Annotated in this window: 19 protein-coding genes; 11 read left to right on the top strand and 8 right to left on the bottom strand. The window is 70.7% G+C overall.

Annotated elements, in window-relative coordinates:
* Positions 1 to 58 precede the first annotated feature (58 nt).
* Entirely contained in the window at positions 59 to 445 is a 387-nt protein-coding gene (locus AB0J64_RS34630; protein WP_364036567.1) for a M28 family peptidase, read from the bottom strand.
* Positions 446 to 451: 6 nt separating this feature from the next.
* On the opposite strand from AB0J64_RS34630, the gene AB0J64_RS34635 reads away from it, so the two are divergent.
* On the top strand, positions 452 to 958 hold the full coding sequence (locus tag AB0J64_RS34635) for a hypothetical protein (protein ID WP_364036570.1): 507 nt from the start codon (positions 452 to 454) through the stop codon (positions 956 to 958).
* On the top strand, positions 958 to 1,209 hold the full coding sequence (locus tag AB0J64_RS34640) for a hypothetical protein (protein WP_364036573.1): 252 nt from the start codon (positions 958 to 960) through the stop codon (positions 1,207 to 1,209). The genes AB0J64_RS34635 and AB0J64_RS34640 overlap by 1 nt, the downstream gene beginning before the upstream one ends.
* 12 nt (positions 1,210 to 1,221) lie before the next feature.
* Here AB0J64_RS34640 and corA read toward each other — a convergent pair whose 3' ends face one another.
* Positions 1,222 to 2,340 (bottom strand): magnesium/cobalt transporter CorA, encoded by a 1,119-nt coding sequence (gene corA, locus AB0J64_RS34645; protein WP_364036576.1) that lies wholly within the window; start codon positions 2,338 to 2,340, stop codon positions 1,222 to 1,224.
* 16 nt (positions 2,341 to 2,356) lie between these two features.
* The gene (locus AB0J64_RS34650) at positions 2,357 to 2,809 is read right to left on the bottom strand and encodes a nuclear transport factor 2 family protein (RefSeq protein WP_364036580.1); all 453 of its coding nucleotides are present in this window, start codon (positions 2,807 to 2,809) and stop codon (positions 2,357 to 2,359) included.
* Positions 2,810 to 3,016: 207 nt separating this feature from the next.
* Between AB0J64_RS34650 and AB0J64_RS34655 the strand changes: the two genes are divergently transcribed.
* Both AB0J64_RS34655 and AB0J64_RS34660 read left to right on the top strand, forming a co-directional pair.
* Positions 3,017 to 3,715, top strand: a complete 699-nt coding sequence (locus AB0J64_RS34655) for a M50 family metallopeptidase (RefSeq protein WP_364036583.1) — start codon at positions 3,017 to 3,019, stop codon at positions 3,713 to 3,715.
* Between the two features lie 45 nt (positions 3,716 to 3,760).
* Positions 3,761 to 5,359 (top strand): serine/threonine-protein kinase, encoded by a 1,599-nt coding sequence (locus AB0J64_RS34660; protein WP_364036586.1) that lies wholly within the window; start codon positions 3,761 to 3,763, stop codon positions 5,357 to 5,359.
* On the opposite strand, the gene AB0J64_RS34665 is transcribed toward AB0J64_RS34660, so the two are convergent.
* Complete coding sequence (locus AB0J64_RS34665; RefSeq protein ID WP_364036589.1) at positions 5,348 to 7,570, bottom strand: thiamine pyrophosphate-dependent enzyme; 2,223 nt, start codon at positions 7,568 to 7,570, stop codon at positions 5,348 to 5,350. The two genes, AB0J64_RS34660 and AB0J64_RS34665, sit on opposite strands and share 12 nt — an antisense overlap.
* A 198-nt stretch (positions 7,571 to 7,768) precedes the next feature.
* Here AB0J64_RS34665 and AB0J64_RS34670 point away from each other — a divergent pair, with 198 nt between their 5' ends.
* Complete coding sequence (locus AB0J64_RS34670; protein WP_364036592.1) at positions 7,769 to 9,112, top strand: hypothetical protein; 1,344 nt, start codon at positions 7,769 to 7,771, stop codon at positions 9,110 to 9,112.
* Positions 9,113 to 9,188: 76 nt separating this feature from the next.
* Here AB0J64_RS34670 and AB0J64_RS34675 read toward each other — a convergent pair whose 3' ends face one another.
* The 4 genes from AB0J64_RS34675 to AB0J64_RS34690 form a co-directional block, all read right to left on the bottom strand.
* Positions 9,189 to 10,049 carry an ABC transporter permease gene (locus AB0J64_RS34675; protein WP_364036595.1) on the bottom strand — a complete coding sequence of 287 codons (861 nt, stop codon included), beginning with the start codon at positions 10,047 to 10,049 and terminating at the stop codon, positions 9,189 to 9,191.
* Positions 10,046 to 11,023, bottom strand: a complete 978-nt coding sequence (locus tag AB0J64_RS34680) for an ATP-binding cassette domain-containing protein (protein ID WP_364036598.1) — start codon at positions 11,021 to 11,023, stop codon at positions 10,046 to 10,048. The genes AB0J64_RS34675 and AB0J64_RS34680 overlap by 4 nt, the downstream gene beginning before the upstream one ends.
* Entirely contained in the window at positions 11,024 to 11,614 is a 591-nt protein-coding gene (locus tag AB0J64_RS34685; protein ID WP_364036601.1) for a PadR family transcriptional regulator, read from the bottom strand.
* Between the two features lie 84 nt (positions 11,615 to 11,698).
* Positions 11,699 to 12,292, bottom strand: a complete 594-nt coding sequence (locus AB0J64_RS34690) for a helix-turn-helix domain-containing protein (protein WP_364036604.1) — start codon at positions 12,290 to 12,292, stop codon at positions 11,699 to 11,701.
* A gap of 62 nt (positions 12,293 to 12,354) precedes the next feature.
* Here AB0J64_RS34690 and AB0J64_RS34695 point away from each other — a divergent pair, with 62 nt between their 5' ends.
* The 6 genes from AB0J64_RS34695 to AB0J64_RS34720 all read left to right on the top strand — a co-directional run bounded on the left by AB0J64_RS34695 (position 12,355) and on the right by AB0J64_RS34720 (position 21,694).
* Positions 12,355 to 13,923 (top strand): carboxyl transferase domain-containing protein, encoded by a 1,569-nt coding sequence (locus AB0J64_RS34695; protein WP_364036607.1) that lies wholly within the window; start codon positions 12,355 to 12,357, stop codon positions 13,921 to 13,923.
* A gap of 4 nt (positions 13,924 to 13,927) precedes the next feature.
* Entirely contained in the window at positions 13,928 to 15,877 is a 1,950-nt protein-coding gene (locus tag AB0J64_RS34700) for a biotin carboxylase N-terminal domain-containing protein (RefSeq protein ID WP_364036610.1), read from the top strand.
* Positions 15,877 to 16,782, top strand: coding sequence for a hydroxymethylglutaryl-CoA lyase (locus AB0J64_RS34705; RefSeq protein ID WP_364036613.1), 906 nt, complete (start codon positions 15,877 to 15,879; stop codon positions 16,780 to 16,782). The genes AB0J64_RS34700 and AB0J64_RS34705 overlap by 1 nt, the downstream gene beginning before the upstream one ends.
* A 2-nt stretch (positions 16,783 to 16,784) precedes the next feature.
* Positions 16,785 to 17,921, top strand: coding sequence for an acyl-CoA dehydrogenase family protein (locus AB0J64_RS34710; RefSeq protein WP_364036616.1), 1,137 nt, complete (start codon positions 16,785 to 16,787; stop codon positions 17,919 to 17,921).
* An 85-nt stretch (positions 17,922 to 18,006) separates the two neighbouring features.
* Positions 18,007 to 18,441 (top strand): GNAT family N-acetyltransferase, encoded by a 435-nt coding sequence (locus AB0J64_RS34715; protein WP_364036619.1) that lies wholly within the window; start codon positions 18,007 to 18,009, stop codon positions 18,439 to 18,441.
* 79 nt (positions 18,442 to 18,520) lie between these two features.
* Positions 18,521 to 21,694 (top strand): AAA family ATPase, encoded by a 3,174-nt coding sequence (locus tag AB0J64_RS34720; protein WP_364036622.1) that lies wholly within the window; start codon positions 18,521 to 18,523, stop codon positions 21,692 to 21,694.
* Positions 21,695 to 21,946 lie beyond the last annotated feature (252 nt).

A 21,946-nucleotide genomic window follows, 5' to 3' on the forward strand; every position in this document is an offset into this window, starting at 1 on the left:
GTGGTACGGCACCGCGGTGCCGTACCACCACTGGCCACTCCGGGAAAGGGTGGGATCGTCAGCTGGTGAGAGCGTGGCCGTGATCGCGCGCGCGGTCTTCGCCCGCCACCCGCTTGGCTACGGAGCCGGGCAATTCACGGTCGAAAGCGTAGGTCACCGTCGAGTACACGATGGCACCGGTGTTGACCAGCAGCGCTTTGGCGCCGATGTTTCCGCTCGTGTCGCAGGCCCGGTGGTAGCAGAGATCGTAGGGAGCTCCAGCGGTGCCGCCGAACAGGGCCTGCTCCTCCGGTGTCTTCAGCCCATCAGAGCCGCTGAAGACACCGCCTGCGGGGATCCCCACCCCGACGAACGGGCCGTAGTCGGAGCGACCGTTGAACGCGGCGCTCGTGTGGCCGAGGTCGAGCCCCTCGTAGTAGTTCTGGAACGTCTTCTCGATGTTCACCCCCTCGTGCTCGGCCCCGACATCGTGCCCGCGATCACTGATACCGCCGAAGCGTGCACGGACGCGGTGCTCACCATGTACTCGGCGCTCACACACGCGCGATCCCCCAAGGTCGATGCCATACTGAAAGCCCTGGACGTCGCGCTGACCACGATCGACACCGACACCGCCAAGTACATCGCCGAACAAACGGAAATAGGTCTCGGGGACACCCAAGCCCGACAGATCTGGAGGCGTCTGATGACCATGCAGAACTATCGATTCAAGTCCGAGTTCGCCGAGATGCTCCGGGCTGAAGGACGGGCCGAGGGGCGAGCCGAGGGGCGGGCCGAGGGCGAAGCCCGTGGCGAGGCGAGGTCCGTGCTGATGATCCTGCAGGATCGCGGCATCCCCGTCGCGGAGCCGATCCGGGAGCGGATCATGGCATGCGCGGATCGCACCCTTCTCGAGAGCTGGCTCCTCCGGTCGCTCAAAGTCACTACTGCCGAGGAGCTCTTCGACGGAGACGTCTGATGACCGTGCGGAATTATCGCTTCAAGTCCGAGCTCGCCGAGATGTTCCGAGCTGAAGGGCGAGCCGAGGGGCGGGCCGAGGGTGAGGCCCGCGGCCGGGCGCGGGCCTTGCTGATAGTTCTGGCGGCGCGGGGCCTGCCCGTCACAGAGTCGGTTCGGGAGCGAATTCAGGCATGCACAGATTGCACCCTCCTCGAAAGCTGGTTCGATCGATCGCTCGAAGTCACCATCGTCGAGGAGCTCTTCGACTGACCCCGGTCGGCGTCAAAGCCAGTTCCGCCTCTTGAAGACCAAATAGAGCGTCAAGCAGACGGCCGCCATCAGCACGATCGCGAACGGGTAACCGAACACCCAGTGCGTCTCGGGCATGAAGTCGAAGTTCATCCCGTAAATGGTCCCGACCAGGGTCGGGGCGAAGAGGATGGCGGCCCAGGCGGAGATCTTCTTGACCTCCTCGCCCTGCTGGATGCTCGCCTCCGTCATCCGGGCCATCTCCGCGTTCTGCGCCTGCGTCACCAGCGTCGAGTTGACCACCAGGATGTTCTGCAGCATCGTCCGGAAGGACGAGATCCGCTCGGCCACGGTGATCGCGTGGTCGGCCACGTCACGCAGGTAGCTCTGCAGTTCGTCGTTGACGCCGTACTTGGGTGCCCCCGCGATGAGCGCGTGCAACATGCCCACCAGCGGCGCCGTGGCCCGCTGGAACTCGATCACCTCGCCGGACAGCTCGTAGACGCGCCGCGACACCGAGGGGTCGCCGCCGAAGACCTGGACCTCGATCTCCTCGATGTCCTTCTGGAGGCCGGCCACCACCGGTGCGTAGCCGTCGACCACCGCGTCGAGGATGGCGTAGAGCACCGCCTGCGGGCCCTGCTGGAGCAGCTCGGGGTCCGACTCCATGCGCTTGCGTACGGCCTGCAGGTCGGGTGCCTCCGCGTGGCGTACGGTGATCACGAAGTTGGGTCCGACGAAGACGTGGACCTCCCCGAACGCGACCTCCTCCACATCGTCCAGGTAGCGAGCGGCGCGCAGCACCACGAAGAGCGTGTCGCCGTAGCGGTCGGCCTTGGGCCGCTGGGAGCCGACGATGGCGTCCTCCAGCGCCAGTTCGTGCAGCTCGAACTCCTCGCCGAGCTTGACCAGCTCCCACTCCTTCGGCCGGTAGAGACCGATCCAGGCCATGCTCTCCGGCATCTGCTTGAGCCGTTCGAAGGCGTCGGCGAGCGAGCCGGGGTTGTCGACCCGCTCGCCGCTCCGGTAGATCGCGTTGTCGATGACGGTCGGCCGGTACGGCCGCTCCTCTGCGGCGCGCGGGTCCATCGAGTGCTCAGGCGCCTCCTCGCGTACCTCACCGCCGCGCCTGAAGCCCTTCACCCTGGCCATGATTCACTTCCTGGAATTACGAGAGCTCGTCGAGTCGTTGTGCGGCGCGGTCCCTGATGGTCTTGCGCCACATCGGCGTCCACCCGAACAGCAGCCCGTGCGGCCTCCCGAGCGCCATCTTCGACCAGCGCTTGAAGTCGAATTCGTCGTGATGGCGGACGATCAGATCGTCCTCGAACCTGAACAGCGCGTCGATCTCGTTCACGACCTCGCGCCCTGTGCTGGCAAAGGTGTACCGCGACGTCCAGTGCGCGCTCCCGGTGTAATCGTCGGCCGTTACGTCACGATATGCGGATTTCATTCCGTCGCGCACGCCGAGCTGCAGCCGCCACATCCTCATCACCCTGTCGCGCCCCTCGACCTCCTGGAAGATCGGATCGCCGAAGCTGACGTCAGGGTGATAGCAGCGCTCCATGGCCGCGAGGTCCGCGCGGCCCAGGGCGTCGAAGAAAGCGCGGATGAGCGCCACGTGCTGATCGTTCACCTTCCTATGAGATCACGGCCGCGCCGGTGTCCCGGCAGACTGTCCGCAACCAGTCACCACCGGACCAGCCGGGCGAGGGCGTTCACCACTTTCCCGGAAAGTCCCGGTTCAACCAATGGCGGCCGGCACCCGCTGTCAGAATGTTGTTCTGTGGCCACGGACCAGGCTTCGCCTGGATAGGGTTTCTCCTCGATGGAACAGCTCTGGGCCCACCTGATCAAGGTTCAGCCTGACCCCGACCCCTGGGTCGTGGGGGTCTCGGCTCTGGCCGCGCTCGTGCTCGTCGGCTTCCGCATGCCCTGGCAGGTGTCCAGAGGCCTGATCACGATCGCCCACGAGGGCGGCCACGCGCTGATGGCGCTGGTCACCCGGCGCAAGCTCGAAGGCATCCGCCTGCACTCCGACACCTCCGGCGTGACGCTGACCAGGGGCAGGCCCACCGGGCCCGGCATGGTGCTGACCGCGCTCGCCGGCTATCTCGCGCCGCCGCTGCTCGGGCTGGCCGCCGCCTGGCTGACCGAGAAGGGGCACATCACGCTGCTGATCTGGGGCGTGCTGCTGTTCCTGGTCTGCATGCTGCTGCTGATCCGCAACCTGTACGGCGCGCTGATCCTGCTGGCCACCGGCGGCGCCGTCTTCGCCCTGATCATGTACGCGCCGGCCGAGGTCCAGCAGGTCGTCGCGCTCGTCGCGGTCTGGTTCCTGCTGTTCGGCGGGATCAGGCCGATCATCGAGTTACAGCGCAAGCGGCGCAGGCGGCAGGCGAGAGACTCCGACGCCGACCAGCTGGCCAGGCTGACGTTCCTGCCCGGCGGGTTCTACGTGTTCTTTTTCCTACTGGTATCGGTCGTGTCCGCGGTCTTCGGGGCGTACCTCATGAATCCCCTCTAATCTTGAAAATTCGCACTAAACTCGCCTGCAACAGGGGGGAGTGCCGTGCTGCCAGTCGAGGACGCGCCCGGCTACCGGGTACTCGATCAGGCGGGCCAGGGCGGATTCGCCGTCGTGTACCGCGCCTATCAGGAGCGCCTCGACCGGGTCGTGGCGCTCAAGGTGCTGTCCGTCGACCGGGTCGACCAGCGCACGATGCGCAGGTTCCAGCGCGAGCTGCAGCTCACGGGCCGCCTCACCGGCCACCCGAACGTCGTGACCGTCTTCGACACCGGCGTCACCCGCTCGGGCAAGCCGTACATCGCGATGGACTTCTTCGAGAACGGCTCGCTGCGGGACAAGATCCGCAAGGAGGGCCCGCTGCCGGTGCCCGACGTGCTGCGGGCCGGGGTGAAGCTGGCCGGGGCGCTGTCCGCCGTACACGAGGCCGGGGTCCTGCACGGCGACATCAAGCCGCAGAACATCCTCATCTCCCGGTACGGCGAGCTCGCCATCGCCGACTTCGGCGTGGCCAGGGTCGTCGACTCCTCGGAGGTCTCGGCCACGTCGCAGGCGTTCACCCCGCTGCACGCCGCCCCCGAGGTGCTCACCGGCCAGCCCCACTCCGCCTCGACCGACATCTACTCGCTCGGCTCGACCCTTTACCACCTGCTGGCCGGCCAGCCTGCCTTCCACAACCCGACGGACCCGTCGATCGCGCCTCTCATGTACCGGGTGCTCGCCATCGAGCCGCCCCCGATCAACCGCTCCGACGTGCCGCCGCCGGTCCTCCGGACGATCCTGCGGGCGATGTCCAAGCAGCCGGAGCACCGCTACGGCTCCGCGCGCGAACTGGCCAGGCGGCTGCAGGAGGTCCAGGCCGAGCTGGGCCTGCCGGTGACGGACCTGGTGGGTCAGGACCCCGGCCCCGGGCCGTCGCTCTCCACCGTTCCCCGAACCCGTGTCGAAGACCCGCCCACCGGATCTTCCCGCTTCCCGGCCACCGGCAACCACCTGCCCGCCGCCCACCCGGCGCCGGACGCGTACCCGGGCACGCAGCCGCCAACCGGGCAGCACGTACCCCAGGGGACGGGTCAGGGCCACCTGGCGTCCGGGCAGCCGGGTGTGCCTGCGGCGGCCACCAACCCACCCGTGCAGGGCGGGGTGACAGAGTCCCCCGGCGGGACGCGCCTGCGGCGGAGTCTCGTGGTCGGTGCGGCGGTGGCGGCCGTCGTGATCGGCGGCACGGGCGCGGCGCTCTACGTCTCACTCAGGAAGCCGGAGACATCTCGGAGCGCCCAGCCGAAGACGTCCGAGCCCGTCATCGAGGACACCGGCACCACCATCGACAAGCGGTCCATAGCCGCGCTCAGGCCGCGCGGCCTCAAGGTGAAGGACGGGGGCACCATGGTCGTGCTGAGCTGGACGCTCCCGGCCGGTGCCCGCCGCTATCCCGTGGTCCTCCAGCGTTCACCGGTCAAGAAGGGCGAGCACCCCCTGACCTCCCTGGGCCAGGGCGCGACCGAGGCCCGGGTCGCGGGCCTCGACCCGGGCAAGGGCTACTGCTTCCTGGTGGGCGTGCCGCTCCAGATCTCGAAGAACTCCACGGTCGCGTGGTCCAAGCCGGTGTGCGTCCGCGGAGCCGTGGTCCGCTCATCCCAGTAGCTTGCGCGCCGCCTGCTCGATCTCGTCCTCCGACAGCAGCACGTGGTCGGCCGCCCTGCCGAGAGGGATGAAGCTGTCGGCCGAGGTCACCCGGCCGATCCTCCCGGTGAAACCGGCGTCGACCAGCTCCGCCACGATCGCCTCGGAGACGCTGCCGGTGTGCCGGGTCTCGTCGGCGATCAGCACGTTGCCGGTCAGCTCGGCCGCGCGCAGCAGGTCCTCCTTCGGCAGCGGCGCCAGCCAGCGCAGGTCGAGGACGCGGCATCCGACGTTCTCCTGGGTCAGCCGCACGGCGGCCCGCAGGCTCATCCGCACGCCGTTGCCGAACGTCACGATCGTCAGGTCGCGCCCGTCGCCGTAGGAGCGCGCCCGCCCGATGGGCACGTGCGTCTCCGCCCAGCGCCCGGGGGGCGGGTAGGGCGCGAGCCAGCCGCCGTCGCCCTCCTCGAACAGGTCACGCGTGTGGTAAAGGGCGATCGGCTCCAGGAACACGCAGACCGAGCCGCACGTACGGGCCGCCGCCAGGCAGGTGCGCAGCATGGCCGCGGCGTCGTCGGGCCGCGCGGGCGAGGCGATGACCAGGCCGGGGATGTCGCGCAGCGCGGCCACCGAGTTGTCGTTGTGGAAGTGCCCGCCGAACCCCTTCTGGTAGGCGTACGCGGCCACCCGCACCACCATCGGGTTGGTGTACGAGCCGCGCGAGAAGTACGACAGCGTGGCCGCCTCCCCGCGGATCTGGTCGAGCGCGTTGTGCAGATAGGCCAGATACTGGATCTCCGGCACGGGCAGCAGCCCCGACACGCCCGAGCCGAGCGCCAGCCCCAGGATCGCCTGCTCGTCGAGCAACGTGTCGAACACCTGCCCGGCGCCGAACCTCTTCTGCAGCCCCCTGGTCACGCCGTAGACGCCGCCCTTCTTGGCGACGTCCTCGCCGAACACGGTCATCTCGGGGTAGACGGCCAGCGCGTCGGCGAGCGTGCGGTTGATGGCCTGCGAGAGCGTCATCGGCTTGTCGTGCTCGGGCAGCTGCCCGGCGAAGGCCTTCTCCCTGGCCGCGGGCATGGCCGCCATCGGACTGATCTTCGCGATCAGCTCGGGCCTGCGCGGGGCGAGCGGCTCCATGATCTCCTTGGCGGAGCCGAGCCGCGGGCTGCGCGTCGTCTCGAGCGCGATCCGCAGCACGTGCTCGCGCTGCGACTCGTACGTCCTGAGCAGCTCTTCCGGCGTGCTCAGCCCGGCCTCCACGAGCAGCGCCGCCGTACGCACCAGCGGGTCGCGCTCGAGGTCGGCCCTGAGCTCACGCTGGGTGCGGTAGGCCTGCTCGACGTCGGACCCGGCGTGCCCCATGAGCCGCACGGTGGACAGGTGGAGGAAGGCGGGGGAGCGGTGCTCGCGGACGTGCCGGACGGCGCGGACGGCGGCGTCGTACGTCTCGGCCAGGTCGCAGCCGTCGGCGGCGAAGTATTCGATGCCGGGACGCCGCGCGGCCGCCTCCACCCAGCCCTTGGGCGTGCGGACGCTGATGCCGATGCCGTTGTCCTCGCACACGAACAGGATCGGCAGCGGCTGCCCCTGGTAGGTGGCGTAGGAGGCGGTGTTGAAGCCGCTCAGCGCGCTCGCGTGGTTGATCGAGGCGTCGCCGAAGCTGCACACCGTGACGGCGTCGGCCGGCTGCCAGTGGCTGGGCGTGCCGAGCGCCCTGGCCCGCTCGATGGCGAACGCCACGCCCACCGACCTGGGCAGGTGGCTGGCGATCGTCGAGGTCTGGGGGATGACGGCGAGTTCGGGATGGCCGAACACCTTGTGCCTGCCGCCCGCGATCGGCTCGCCGGCCGCCGCGGTCAGGCCCATGAGCACGTCGCGGATGCCCTGCTCGGGCAGCCTGCCCGCCTGCTCCGACCTCGTCAGGTAGAAGGCGCCCGAGCGGTAGTGGAGCAGCGCGGGATCGGTGGGCCGCAGGGCGGCGGCGACGGCCGCGTTGCCCTCGTGGCCGGCCGAGCCGATCGTGTAGAAGCCCTCGTCCCGCTCGCGCAGCCAGCGGGCCGCGATGTCGAGCAGGCGGCTGTCGACCTGGCGTTGGAAGAGCTTCAGGCACTCCTCGCCGGTCAGGGACGTGCCCTCGTGGACCGGCCGCCCCGGATCTCGTGCGGGGCCCGCCTTCAGCGCCGCAACCGCTTGGGTGAAATGAGTCTCAACTGTGTCCCGCGCCACACCACTGATTATGTCTGTGTTCCGCGCCGACGTCTGCCGTACGCCGCCCACATCTTGTTGACCAGCCCGATTGGCCCCGAGCTATATCTGTTTGTCAGATTTCACAACTTTCCGGCCGATGCGGACGTCTACTCACATGACATACGTGGCACCCTCAATGCCGCGTTGAACCCCTGGGGTATCCAGAAAGGAACCCGCATGTTGCAACGCATTCGTGTGGCGGCCCTCGCCGTCACGCTGGGCGCCGGGGCTCTCGTCCTGGCACCCACGGCCGCGACGGCGGCCGCGGATCCGGTCGTCACCCGTGTGGGGATCAACCCCGGTCCCCCGATCGACGTCACGAACGGCGCGGTCACGGCCACGTTCCGCTTCGCCACCAAGGGGACGGACAAGGCCGAGCTCCAGCTCAAGCCCCCGGGCGACATCAGCGTCGGCAAGCCCGTCGACCTGACGCCCACCAAGGACGGCGACTGGACCAGGTGGACCGGCACCAGGTCCTTCGACTCGGCGAACGCCGGCACGTGGAGCTGGCTCGCCATCGCCGGCGGCTCCTCGCGCGGCGGCACGTTCGAGGTCGTCTTCAAGAAGGCGCTCGACACCAAGATCGTCGACTTCGGCGCCAGTCCCGACTTCGTGGACAGGGGCGACCTGGTCAAGGTCTCGGGGCAGCTCCTGGCCGACGGCAAGGGGTACGGCGGGCAGACCGTCGCGATCACCTTCCGCGAGCGGGGCACCGACGCCTACCGTCACGTCACCAAGGTGACGAGCCGCGCCGACGGCTCGTTCAGCGCCGCCGTACGGGCCGATGAGACAGGCTGGTGGCGGGCCGAGTTCATGGGCACGTCCGCGGCCAAGGGCTCGGTCAGCGACACCGACAGGGTCGACGTCAGGCGGGGCGACGTCGGCAGCCGGATCGCCGGCTTCGACGCCCGGCCGGAGCCCGTGGACAAGGGCGACCGGCTCACGTTCAGCGGCGCCCTGCAGGTCGAGGGCCGCGACGGCGTGCGCGGCGAGCGCGTGTCGATCTCCTTCCGGGCCGCCGGCTCGCACCGGTGGGAGTACGTCACCAGTGACGTGACCGGCAGCCACGGCCGCTTCTGGGCCTCCGCCACCGCGCAGACCTCTGGCTGGTGGCGCGCCGAGTACGCGGGCACCCGCGGCGTGCGCGGCTCGGTCAGCGGCGCCGACTGGGTGCAGGTCGACCAGCCCGCCCCGGCGCCGGAGAAGGCGGACAGCCGGCTGATCAAGTTCAACGCGTACCCGGAGCCGGTCAAGCGCGGCAAGTACGTGAAGGTCACCGGCAAGCTGCAGATCGACGACGAGGGCACCTGGGAGGGCTACCGGGGCAAGGTGGCGCTGTACTTCAAGCGTGCCGGCTCCCACAAGTGGCAGTACGTGAAGACGACCTGGTCGAACTCGAGCGGCGGGCTCTACACCAAGGTCAAGGCGTTCAACTCGGGCCGGTGGCGTTTCGTGTTCGCCGGCGACGACGACGCCTACGGCGACACCAGCGGCTCGGACTACGTACGCGTGAAGCGCTGACCCGCTGATCGCCTGACCGCCTGATCGACGACTGAGGCCCGGGGACACTCGCCCCGGGCCTCGGCTCGTACGGCGCCTATTCCGCCCGCCTGAACTCCGCGATCCCGACCCCCAGCAGCGCCAGCCCCAGGGCGGCCACGACCCCGATCTCCAGCCCCACCGGCACGTGGAAGTCGAACCACCGGACTCCGGGGTTCAGCACGGCGTTCACCTGCGCGGGCACGTCCAGATACGAGAAGACCGCCTCCCGCAGCGGGTCCACCGCGTACGTCATCGGGTTGACCACGGTCAGCACGTGCAGCCATGAGGGCAGGTTGGCCAGCGGGAACATCGCCCCCGACAGGAACATCATGGGCATGATCGCCATCTGCATCAGCCCGAAGAAGGTCTGCATGTTCTTCATCCGGGCGGCCAGCATCACCCCGAAGGCCGTGATCGTGAACGCCGCCAGGAACATCTCCGCCAGCAGCGTCACGAAGAGCGGCGGCGAGTAGGGCACCCCCACCAGCCCGGCCAGGGCCAGGATGACGATGCCCTGGCCGGTGGCCACGATGGCGCCGCCCAGGCACTTGCCGATCACGATCGCTCCCCGGGAGACGGGCGCGACCAGCATCTCCCTGAGGAAGCCGAACTCGCGGTCCCACACGATGGACCCGGCCGAGAACATCGCGGTCATGATCACGGTCATGGAGATCATGCCGGGATACATGAACGTGCGGTAGTCGATGCCCGGGATCGACCCCCGCACCAGCGACCCGAGCCCCGTGCCCATGACGAACAGCCACAGCACGGGCTGCACCAGCATCGACAGCATGCGGGTGCGGTCGTTGAGGAAGCGCAGCATCTCCCGGTGGAGCACTATCTTGATCGCCCGCAGGTCGTGCCCGGCGCTGCGCACCGGCACGCGGACGCTGATGGCCTCTGTCGCCATGGTCATCGCCTCGCCATCGCTCTCATCCACGTCATGTTGTCGGCGCCGGCCTCGGCGTCGCGGATCGTGGAGCCGGTGTACGACATGAACACGTCATCCAGGGACGGCCGCGAGACGCTCACCGACGTGATCGGCATGCCGAGCTCGGCGAACAGCCTGGGCACGAACTCCTCGCCCGAGGCCACGGCGAACGTCACCGCGCCCTCGCGCACGGCCGCCTCCAGCCCGAACCGCTCCTGCAGCGCCTTGATCGCCTCCGTGTCGTCGGCGGTCTGGATCTGCACCCGGTCCTTGCCGACGCTGGCCTTCAGCGCCTCGGGCGAGTCGATGACGACGACCTCGCCGTGGTCGATGATCGCGATCCGGTCGCAGTACTCGGCTTCGTCCATGTAGTGGGTGGTCATGAAGATGGTGATGTCCTCGAGCAGCCGCAGCTGGTTGATGTAGCCCCAGATGGCCGAGCGGGTCTGCGGGTCGAGCCCCACGGTCGGCTCGTCCAGGAAGAGCACGCGCGGCGAGTGCAGCAGGCCGCGGGCGATCTCCAGGCGCCGCTTCATGCCGCCGGAGAACGTCATCACCTTGGCGTCCTTGCGGTCCCACAGCGCGACCATCTCCATGACCTGGCGGATCCGGTCGCCGACCATGCTCTTGGGCACGCCGTACAGCTCGGCGTGGAAGCGCAGGTTCTGCTCGGCGCTCAGGTAGCCGTCGAGGGTGGGGTCCTGGAAGACCAGGCCGATGTTCCTGCGCACCTCGTCGCGCTCCCGCACCACGTCGTGGCCCGCCACGGTCGCGCTGCCGCCGGTGGGGTTCACCAGCGTGCAGAGCATGCTGATGGTGGTGGTCTTGCCGGCGCCGTTCGGGCCGAGGAAGCCGAACACCTCGCCGGGCCGCACCTCGAAGTCGACGCCCTTGACGGCCTCGACCTTCCCGTACGTCTTCTGCAGCTGACGAACGGCTATCGCCGCGTCCCCGGTCATTCAGTCCTCCGCCAGGATCTGGAACATCGATCTGCGGGTCTTTTTGATCAGCTCCTTGGTCCGCGCCAGCTGACTGTCGCTGGCCGTGCGGACCAGGTGGGAGAAGGCCTCGTTGAGCTGGCCCCAGAGCACGCGCAGCTCGTGGTGGTCCTGTGGCACCGAGCGAGCGACCTCGTCCCACGGGGCCTCGCCGGCGTGCCTGGCCGCCTGCCGGCGACCCTCCTCCGTCAGGCTGTACGTACGGCTCCCGCCGGATTCGTCGCCGGTCACCAGGCCCTCGTCCTCGAGCTGCTGGAGCGCCGGGTACACCGAGCCGGGGCTGGGCCGCCACACGCCGCGGCTGCGCTCCTCGATGTCCTGGATCATCTGGTAGCCGTTCTGCGGCCCCTCCAGGAGCAGTGCCAGCAGGGCCGCCCTGACGTCGCCGCGGCGGACCCGCGGAGGGGGCGTCTCCCAGTGCCCGACGGGGCCGAACCCGGGACCGTGCGGGGGCGGAGGGGGCGGAGGGGGCGGCGCGAACGGGGGTGCGCCGAACCTGCCCGGCCCCGGAGGGGGCGGTGGGGGGCCATCCCAGAAGTCGGGATCACGCATGATTGCCTCCAACTATCGAGATATCTTGACGATATATCTAGATAGTTGGCATGAGCAAGGACAGATCGGACAGAGCCATGAAAGTTAGTGACCGCTAACGGAGGCGTCGATCGCCGCCCGCGCCATGGCGTGCAGCAGCGGCCGCATGTCCTGTGCGGGCAGCTCGCCCGCGCTGTGTGGCGTGGAGTTGAGCAGCCCGAACACGGCGTGCGTCGCGGCCCGCAGCCGCGCGGCCGGGCACGAGGGGTGCAGCTCGGCCAGCACGGTCACCCACTCCTCGACGTAGAGCCGCTGCAGCCGCCTGATCTGGCGGCGCTCGGGCTCCGGCACGTTGCCCAGCTCCCTGTCGTGCACCGTGATCAGCGCCGGCTGCTCGATCGCGAACGTGATCTGCACGTTGAGCAGCGCGTCCAGCGTCTCCTGCGGATCCCGGCACGAGGTGACCGCCGCGCCGGCCGACTCGCGCAGCCGCGAGCTGACGTCGAGCAGCATCTCCGACAGCAGCGCGTCCTTGCCGCTGAAGTGCCGGTAGAGCGCGGGGCCCGAGACGCCGACCGCGCCGCCGATGTCCTCGATCGAGACGCCGTGGAAGCCGCGCGCGGCGAACAGCCGGGCCGCCGCCTCGAGGATCTCCCCGCGCCTGTTGCGCCGATTTCGGGTAGGGGCGGTGGTGGTCACGTCTCACATGCTAGACGACTACGTTAATGATGACTAACATCTCGTGCTATGAGAGGGGAGTCATGAGCGACTGGCCGGTGCTGAAGTCGGCCGCCGATCCCGGCGGCGAGGCGTACAAACGCAACGCCGAGCTCAACGAGCGGCTCGCAGCCGAGCTGCTCGAGCGCCTGGTCGCCGCCGCCCGGGGCGGCCCCGAGCGCTCGCGCAAGCGGCACGTCGAGCGCGGCAAGCTGCTGCCGCGCGACCGCGTGGACGGGCTGCTCGACCCCGGCTCACGCTTCCTGGAGCTGTCGCCGCTGGCCGCGACGGGGCTCTACGACGACCAGGCGCCCGCCGCCGGGATCATCACGGGCGTCGGCCGGATCTCGGGCCGCGAGTGCGTGGTCGTCGCCAACGACGCCACCGTCAAGGGCGGCACGTACTATCCGATCACGGTCAAGAAGCACCTGCGCGCGCAGGAGGTGGCCCTGCACAACCACCTGCCGTGCGTCTACCTCGTGGACTCCGGCGGGGCGTTCCTGCCCAAGCAGGACGAGGTGTTCCCCGACCGCGAGCACTTCGGCCGCATCTTCTACAACCAGGCCACCATGTCGGCCCGCGGCATCCCGCAGATCGCCGCCGTGCTCGGCTCGTGCACGGCGGGCGGCGCGTACGTGCCCGCGATGAGCGACGAGGCCGTCATCGTGCGCGGTCAGGGCACGATCTTCCTGGGTGGCCCGCCCCTGGTGAAGGCGGCCACCGGCGAGGAGGTCACGGCCGAGGAGCTGGGCGGCGGCGACCTGCACGCGCGGACCAGCGGTGTCACCGACCACCTCGCCGAGGACGACGCGCACGCCCTCGCCATCGTCCGCGACATCGTCTCCACGCTCGCCCCGCGCGCCCCGCGCCCCTGGGACACGGTCGCGCCCGAGCCGCCCCGCCACGACCCGCGCGACCTGTACGGGATCGTGCCCGGCGACACGCGTCAGCCGTACGACGTGCATGAGGTGATCGCCAGGATCGTGGACGGGTCGCGCTTCCTGGAGTTCAAGGCCGAGTACGGCTCGACGCTCGTGACCGGGTTCGCCCACCTCCACGGCCACCCGGTGGGGATCGTGGCGAACAACGGCATCCTGTTCAGCGAGTCCGCCATGAAGGGCGCGCACTTCATCGAGCTGTGCGACCAGCGGCGGATCCCCCTGGTCTTCCTGCAGAACATCAGCGGGTTCATGGTGGGCAAGGCGTACGAGGCGGGCGGCATCGCCAAGCACGGGGCCAAGATGGTCACCGCCGTCTCGTGCGCCAGGGTGCCCAAGTTCACCGTGGTCATCGGGGGGTCCTTCGGGGCGGGGAACTACGCGATGGCCGGGCGGGCGTACTCGCCCAGGTTCCTGTGGATGTGGCCGAACGCCCGCATCTCGGTCATGGGCGGCGAGCAGGCCGCCAACGTGCTCACCACCGTCGGCACCGCAGACGCCGACGCGATCAGGGCCCAGTACGAGCACCAGGGCAACCCGTACTACTCCACGGCCAGGCTGTGGGACGACGGCGTGATCGACCCGGTCGACACCCGCACCGTCCTCGGCCTGGCGCTGTCCGCGGCGGCCAACGCCCCGCTCGAGCCCGCCGGTTACGGCGTCTTCCGGATGTGACGCGATGCTGTTCGACCGTGTTCTGATCGCCAACAGGGGCGAGATCGCCGTACGTGTCATCCGCACGCTGCGCCGGCTCGGCATCACGTCGGTGGCCGTGCACACGCCGTCGGACGCCGGGGCGCGTCACGTGCTGGAGGCCGACCTGGCCCTCCAGGTGCCGAAATATCTGGATATCGAGGCGATTATCGGGGCGGCTCACACCGCGGGTGCTCAGGCCGTCCATCCCGGATACGGGTTCCTCTCCGAGAACGCCGCGTTCGCGCGGCGGTGCGCCGAGGCCGGGCTGGTGTTCGTCGGCCCGCCCGCCGCGGCCATCGAGGCGATGGGCGACAAGATCCGCGCGAAGGCCACCGTGTCCGCGGCGGGCGTGCCCGTGGTGCCCGGCGGGGCCGAGCCCGGCGACTCGCTGGAGTCCTGGCGCGACTTCCCCGCGCTGATCAAGCCCTCCGCGGGCGGCGGGGGCAAGGGCATGGTGCTGGTGCGGTCGGCCGCCGAGCTGCCCGACGCGCTGGAGTCGGCCCGCCGTACGGCGCGGGCGGCGTTCGGCGACGGGACGCTGCTGATCGAGCGGTACGTCGACAGCCCGCGCCACATCGAGATCCAGGTCCTGGCCGACACCCACGGCAACGTCGTCCACCTGGGCGAGCGCGAGTGCAGCCTGCAGCGCAGGCACCAGAAGATCATCGAGGAGGCGCCCTCGCCCTTCGTGAGCCCCGAGACGCGCGCCCGCATGGGCTCGGCGGCGGTGGAGGCCGCGCGCGCCGTGGGGTACGTGGGGGCGGGCACGGTCGAGTTCATCGTGGACGGGACCACCGGGGCCCACCACTTCATGGAGATGAACACGCGGCTGCAGGTCGAGCACCCCGTCACGGAGCTCGTGACCGGCCTCGACCTGGTGGAGCTGCAGCTGCGGGTGGCGGCGGGGGAGCGCCTGCCGTTCGGGCAGCAGGACGTGCGGCTCGACGGGCACGCCGTCGAGGCCCGCGTCTACGCCGAGGACCCGGCGCGCGGCTTCCTGCCCACCGGCGGCCGCGTGCTCGTGCTCCGCGAGCCCAATGAGAGCGCACGGGACGGCGTACGGGTGGATTCGGGCCTGGTCGAAGGCGGGGTCGTGGGCAGCGAGTTCGACCCGATGCTCTCCAAGGTCGTCGCCTGGGCGCCGGACCGGGAGTCGGCGCTGAGGACGCTCGACCGCGGCCTGGCCCGCACGGCCGTCCTCGGGGTGATCACCAACATCCCGTTCCTGCGCGCCCTCGCCGGGCACCTGGCCGTCAGAGCGGGCGAGCTGGACACCGGGCTGGTCGAGCGGGTGCTTCCCGAGCTGGTCCCGTCCGTGGAGGTGCCCGGCGAGGTGCTCGCGGCGGCGGCGCTCGCCTTCCACGCCATGCCCCAGGGCGACGACCCGTGGGAGGTCACGGACGGATGGCGGATCGGCGAGCCCGCCTGGACGACGTGGCGGCTGGAGTCCAGGGACGGCGTGCACGCGGTCCAGGTCCGCGGCCTGCCCGGCGAGTCGGCCGAGATCCGGATGAACGATGAGGTCGTCCCCGCGCGCCTCCGGCGCGGCGGCGCGGACCTGACGGTCACGATCGGCGGCCGTACCGACCGCTACCTCCACGCACGCCACGCCGACACGCTCTGGCTCGGCAGGGACGGCGAGGCGTGGGCGCTCACCCGGCACCTCATCGGCGACCCCGGTGACCGGCCCGGCGCAGCGGACATGGGCGACGGCGTGGTCAGGAGCCCCATGCCCGGCACCGTGCTGGTGGTCAAGGCCCAGGCCGGTGAGCGCGTGAGCGAGGGGCAGCCGCTGGTCATCGTGGAGGCCATGAAGATGGAGCACACGGTCACCGCCCCGCGCGACGGCGTGGTCTCCGAGGTGCCGGTCCAGGCCGGCCAGCCGGTCGACATGGACGCCGTGCTGGCCGTGGTGAGTACCCAGGAGTCGTGATGGCTTATCACATGGAAGGTCTTCCGCAGCAGGTCACGGTCTACGAGGTCGGCCCGCGCGACGGGCTGCAGAACGAGGCCGCGGTCGTGCCCGTCGAGGTGAAGGCCGAGTTCATCGACCGGCTCGCGGACGCCGGCCACAAGGTGATCGAGGCGACCAGCTTCGTGCACCCGAAGTGGGTGCCGCAGCTCGCCGACGCCGACGAACTGCTCGGCCGGCTGCACAGGAAGCCCGGCGTGCGCTACCCGGTGCTGGTCCCCAACCACCGCGGCCTGGACCGGGCGCTCGAACGCAGCGTGGACGAGATCGCGATCTTCGCCAGCGCCACGGAGACGTTCGCCGCCAAGAACCTGAACCGGAGCCTGGAGAGCCAGTTCGACATGTTCGAGCCGGTCGTGGCCAGGGCGCTGGACAGCGGCATGCGGGTGCGCGCGTACGTGTCGATGTGCTTCGGCGACCCGTGGGAGGGGCCGACGCCGATCGCGCAGGTCGTCTCGGTCGGCGAGCGGCTGCTCGGGCTCGGCTGCTACGAGCTGTCGCTCGGCGACACGATCGGGGTCGGCACGCCGGGGCACGTGACCGCGCTGATCGAGGCGTTCCGCCGGCCTGAGCGGCTCGCCGTGCACTTCCACGACACCTACGGCCAGGCGCTCAGCAACACCCTGGCCGCGTTGAGAGCGGGCGTGACCACGGTCGACGCCTCCACGGGCGGCATCGGGGGCTGCCCCTACGCCGAGTCCGCCACCGGCAACCTCGCCACCGAGGACCTGGTCTGGATGTTGCGGGGGCTCGGCATCGAGACCGGGCTCGACCTGGGCAAGCTCGTGGACACCAGCACCTGGCTGGCGCGGTTGCTCGGCCGGCCCAGCCCCTCCCGCGTCGTGCAGGCACTGTCGAAAGGCTGATCATGCTCAAGGACGAGTACGAAGAGCTGCGCAAGACCGTCGAGTCGTTCGCCCGCGAGGTGGTCGCGCCGGTGATCGGCGACTACTACGAGCGGGAGGAGTTCCCGTACGACATAGTGCGGCAGATGGGCGCCATGGGGCTGTTCGGGCTGCCGTTCCCCGAGGAGTACGGCGGCATGGGCGGCGACTACTTCGCGCTGTGCGTGGCGCTGGAGGAGCTGGCCCGCGTCGACTCCAGCGTGGCGATCACGCTTGAGGCCGCGGTGTCGCTGGGCGCGATGCCGATCTACCGGTTCGGCACCGATGAGCAGCGCGGACACTGGCTCCCCAAGCTGACCTCGGGATCGGCGATGGGCGCGTTCGGGCTGACCGAGCCGGGCGGCGGGTCCGACGTGCCGGGCGGCATGCGTACCACGGCCGTGCTCGACGGGGACGAATGGGTGATCAACGGGACGAAGTCCTTCATCACGAACTCCGGCACCGACATCACCGCCGTCGTCGGCGTGGCCGCGCTCACCGGCGAGCGGGAGATCTCCACGATCCTCGTGCCGAGTGGCACGCCCGGGTTCCAGGTGTCGAAGAAGTACTCCAAGGTCGGCTGGAACGCCTCCGACACCCGCGAGCTGTCCTTCACCGACTGCCGCGTCCCCGCCGCGAACCTGCTGGGCGAGCGCGGCCGCGGCTACGCGCAGTTCCTGCAGACCCTCGACGAGGGCCGCATCGCCATCGCGGCGCTCAGCGTCGGGCTGGCGCAGGGCTGCGTGGACGAATGCCTCAAGTACGTCAGGGACAGGAAGGCCTTCGGCCACCCGATCGGCCACTACCAGGCCATCCAGTTCAAGATCGCCGACATGGAGGCCCGCGCGCACACCGCCCGCCTGGCCTACTACCACGCGGCCGAGAAGATGCTGGCCGGGGCGCCGTTCAAGAAGGAGGCCGCGATCGCCAAGCTGGTCTCGTCGAACGCGGCGATGGACAACTCGCGGGAGGCCACGCAGGTGTTCGGCGGGTACGGCTTCATGAACGAGTTCCCCGTGGCGCGCTTCTACCGGGACGCCAAGGTGCTGGAGATCGGGGAGGGCACGAGCGAGGTGCAGCGCATGCTCATCGCCCGCCAGCTCGGCCTGGGCGACCTCTGAGCGTCATCCGTGGTCGGTGCCGCCATGTGAGGTGCACGTCGAGGAGTTTGCGTGAGGAAGGTTGAAAGATCTAGTGTCATCTTCCATGACGGCTGAAGATCTTCTTGTCAGGAGGGCGGAGAAGGCGGACGCGGACGAGGTGTTCGCGCTGGCCCGCGAGTTCGGGCTGACGTTCAGGCCCGAGCGAGGAGCCTTCGACGCCGCCCTGCCCGAGCTGCTGGCGAACGAGGACGCCCTGCTGCTCACAGCCGTCGTCGGCGGGCGCGTCCACGGCTACCTGCTGGGGTTCGTCCACCTGACGCTGTTCGCGAACGGGCCGGTGGCCTGGGTCGAGGAGGCCATGGTCGGGTCCGGGTCGCGGCGGCAGGGGATCGGGCGGGCCCTGCTGGAAGAGTTCGAGCGCTGGGCACGGTCGCGTGAGGCCAAATACGTGGCGATGGCCACGCGGCGGGCACCGGAGTTCTACCACGCGCTGGGTTACGAGGCCTCCGCCACGTTCTTCCGCAAGGTCCTCCGCTAGCCCACCGCTAGCCCACAGCCTCGCGGCGGCCGGGCGACCGGCGGGGGATTCTGTCGTCTCCGGATGGCATCCTTAGGGCGTGAGTATCCACGCCATCAGCCCTCGGTTCGTCGGGCGAGCCCGCGAGCTCGCCGTTCTGGGCGATGCGCTGACCAGGGCGCGCGCCGGCGCGTCCTCCACCGTGCTCGTCGGCGGCGAGGCAGGGGTCGGCAAGACACGGCTGATCAGGGAGTTCACCGACCGGGCCGACGACGTTCTGGTGCTCGTCGGCGGGTGTCTGGAGCTGGGCACGGAGGGCCTGCCGTTCGCGCCGTTCACCGCCGTGCTGCGCGGGCTCGTGCGCGAGCTGGGGCGCGACGGCGTCGCGGCGCTCGTTCCTGGTGGCACCACGCGGGGGCTCGCGCGGCTGCTGCCCGAGTTCGGGGAGCCGGACAAGGACGGGCCCGAGGCGCGGGCGCGGCTGTTCGAGCAGGTGCTCGGGCTGCTGGAGCGGCTGGCCGAAGAGCGTCCCGCGCTGCTGATCGTCGAGGACGCGCACTGGGCCGACCGGTCCACCCGCGACCTGCTGTCGTTCCTGGTCCGCTACCAGCCCAGCGCGGCGGGCCTGCTGATCGTGGTGACATACCGCACCGACGAGCTGCACCGCACCCACCCGCTGCGGCCGCTCCTCGCCGAGCTGGGCCGGGTCGAGTGGGTGAGGAGGGTCGAGCTGCGCAGGCTCACCCGCAGGGAGGCCGTCGCGCAGGCGGCCAGCATCCTGGAGCGGGAGCCGTCCTCCGCCGTCATGGACCAGATCTACGCGCGCAGCGAGGGAAACCCGCTGTTCGTGGAGGCGCTGCTCAGCGAGGGGAGCGGGGGTGACGCGCTGCCGGAGTCGCTGCGCGACCTGCTGCTGGCCGGCGTCGAGCGGCTGCCCGACGAGACGCAGGAGCTGCTGCGCGTGGCCAGCGCCGGCGGCCAGCGCATCGAGCACGACCTGCTCTCCGCCGTCGCCGGGCTCGACGAGAGCGCGCTCTCCCGTGCGCTGCGGCCCGCGGTGGCGGGCAACGTGCTCGCCGTCGACGGCGAGGGCTACTGCTTCAGGCACGCGCTGATCCGCGAGGCGCTCCACGACGACCTGCTGCCCGGCGAGCACACCCGCCTGCACACCCGCTTCGCCGAGGCGCTGGAGCGCGACCTGTCGATCCTGCCCGCGCCGCGCGGCGCGATCGAGCTGGCCCACCACTGGCACTCCGCCCACGACTCCACCTGGGCGCTGGTCAGCGCCTGGCACGCGGCCGCCGCCGCCCGCAAGTCCACCGCGTACGACGAGCAGCTCGGCATGCTCTCCAGGGTCCTCGAGCTGTGGGACCAGGTGCCCGACGCCGCCGAGCGCATCGGCCGCGACCGGCTCGACGTGCTCGCGCAGACGGCCACGGTCGCTCACCTCGCCGGGGAGTACGAGCGCTCCATCGCCCTGGCCAGCGCCGCCCTCACCGAGCTCGACCGCGACGCCGACCCGATCAGGTCGGCCAAGCTGCTGCGCCAGCGCGGCCTGACCCGCTACGACCTGGGCCGCCCCGGCTACGTCGACGACCTGCGCGACGCGGCGGCGCTCGTCCCCTCCGACCAGCCGAACAAACTGCGCGGCCAGGTCCTGGAGAGCCTGTCCCGCATGCTTCACGGGCCCGAGGTCTGGTCGGAGAAGCTGGCCACGGCGCGGCTCGCGATGGAGATCGGCCACGAGGTGCGCGACGCCAACGTGGAGGCGCACTCACTGATCAATCTCACCTGGGCGCGGTTCGGCTACTCCGAGATCGAGGCCCAGCTGGAGGCGTTCACGGAGGCGCGCAGGATCGCTCGCCGCGACGAGGCGTACAACGCGGTGATGCGCTGCGCGATCTCCGAGTCCGACGCGCTGGAGGGGGCGGGGTGGCACGAGCGGGCCGCGCAGGTCGCCCGCGACGGGGTCGAGGAGGCGGGGCTCTACGGCCTGGCGCGCACGTCCGGCACGTTCCTGTCGATCAACCTGGCCGAGCCGCTGGTGTCCCTCGGGAGATGGGACGAGGCGCTGGAGGTGATCGAGCACGCGCTCGACCTCGCGCCGCCCGCGCCCTACCGGGCCAGCCTGCAGGGGTTCGCCACCGACATCGCGCTGGCGCGCGGGGAGCTCGACCGGGCGGAGAGGCTGCTGGATTCGTCGCGGAGCGTGCTGTCGCGCGGCACCTTCCGCGATCAGACGGTCCTGCCGCATCTGCGCAGGGAGGTGCAGCTGCTGCGGGCGCGCGGGCAGATGGAGGCGGCCGTCGAGGCGGCCGCCCGGGCCATGGGGGAGCGCGACCTGCTGGCGACTCCGCGCTACTCCTGGCCGGTGCTGGTGACCGTCGCCTCCCTGCTCACCTCCGTGGTGCCGCAGTCCGAGCGCGCCGCACCGCCGGGCCAGAGCGGTGAGGCGCTCCGGCCGGGGGAGGCGGGCCGCCGGGGTGCGCTGCCCGTCCAGTTCCCCGCTCCGGGAGAGGCCGCGCGCTCGGGTGCGCTGGGGGTTCTGGGCTCGGGCGCGTTGCGGGCCGGGGACTCGGGCGCGTCTGGGGTTGTGGGCTCGGATGCGTCGCGGGCCGCACGCTCTGGCGTGTCGGGGGTCGTGGGCTCGGGGGAGTCGCCCGTGCCGCTGTCGGAGTTCGGTGCGTCGCTCATGGCCGTGCTCCAGGCGCTGGGGCAGGAGCTCGAGACGGACGGCGAGCTGCAGCAGGCGTACCACCTCACCTTCACGGCGCTGATGGGTCCCGAGCCGACGCTGGGCGACGATGCCGCTGATCCGGCCGCGTGGCAGGTGAAGGCATGGGACCTGGCGGTGAGCGCGTGGGCGGCGCTGCGGCAGCCGTACGCGGAGGCGCAGAGCCTGGCGGGCGCGGCGTCGGCGGCGCTGGCGGCCGGGGACCGGCAGGAGGCCGCGGCACGGCTGGGACGCGCACGGGAGCTCGCCGGCCGATTGGGGGCGACGCCGCTCCTGGAGCAGCTCGACGTCTTCGCGCGGCGGGCCCGGATCGGGGGCTCCGAGGAGGCGGCCGACGGGCATCCGCTGGGGCTGACGGCCCGGGAGCTGGAGGTGCTGCGGGAGGTGACGAAGGGGCGGAGCAACCGGGAGATCGCCGAGGCGCTGTTCATCTCGGTGAAGACGGTGAGCGTGCACGTCTCCAACATCCTCGCCAAGCTGGGCGTCGCCACCCGGGGCGAGGCCGCCGCCACCGCCCACCGCCTCCACCTGTTCGACTGATGACACCGGGCGCCGGTCACCGGCTGCCGTGACGCCCTCCACGGCTTCGGCAGCGGGGTGCACCCGATGCCGCCCTTCTCGCCGTGCCGTGCCGCGCTGCGCCGAGCGGTGCTGGGCCGGGCCACGCCGGGTCGTCGAGCAGCCGTTCCTGCGCGCCTCGCAGCGACGGCGTGGCGGCGTGGCGGCGTCCTGAGTGCGTGGGCGTGGCAGTGCGGCGTCTCCCGCTCAGCTGTGGCGATGGGCCGTCCTGAG

Origin of the sequence: Nonomuraea sp. NPDC049695 (genome assembly GCF_040674955.1) — a bacterium.
In the GTDB taxonomy this organism is placed as follows: domain Bacteria; phylum Actinomycetota; class Actinomycetes; order Streptosporangiales; family Streptosporangiaceae; genus Nonomuraea; species Nonomuraea helvata.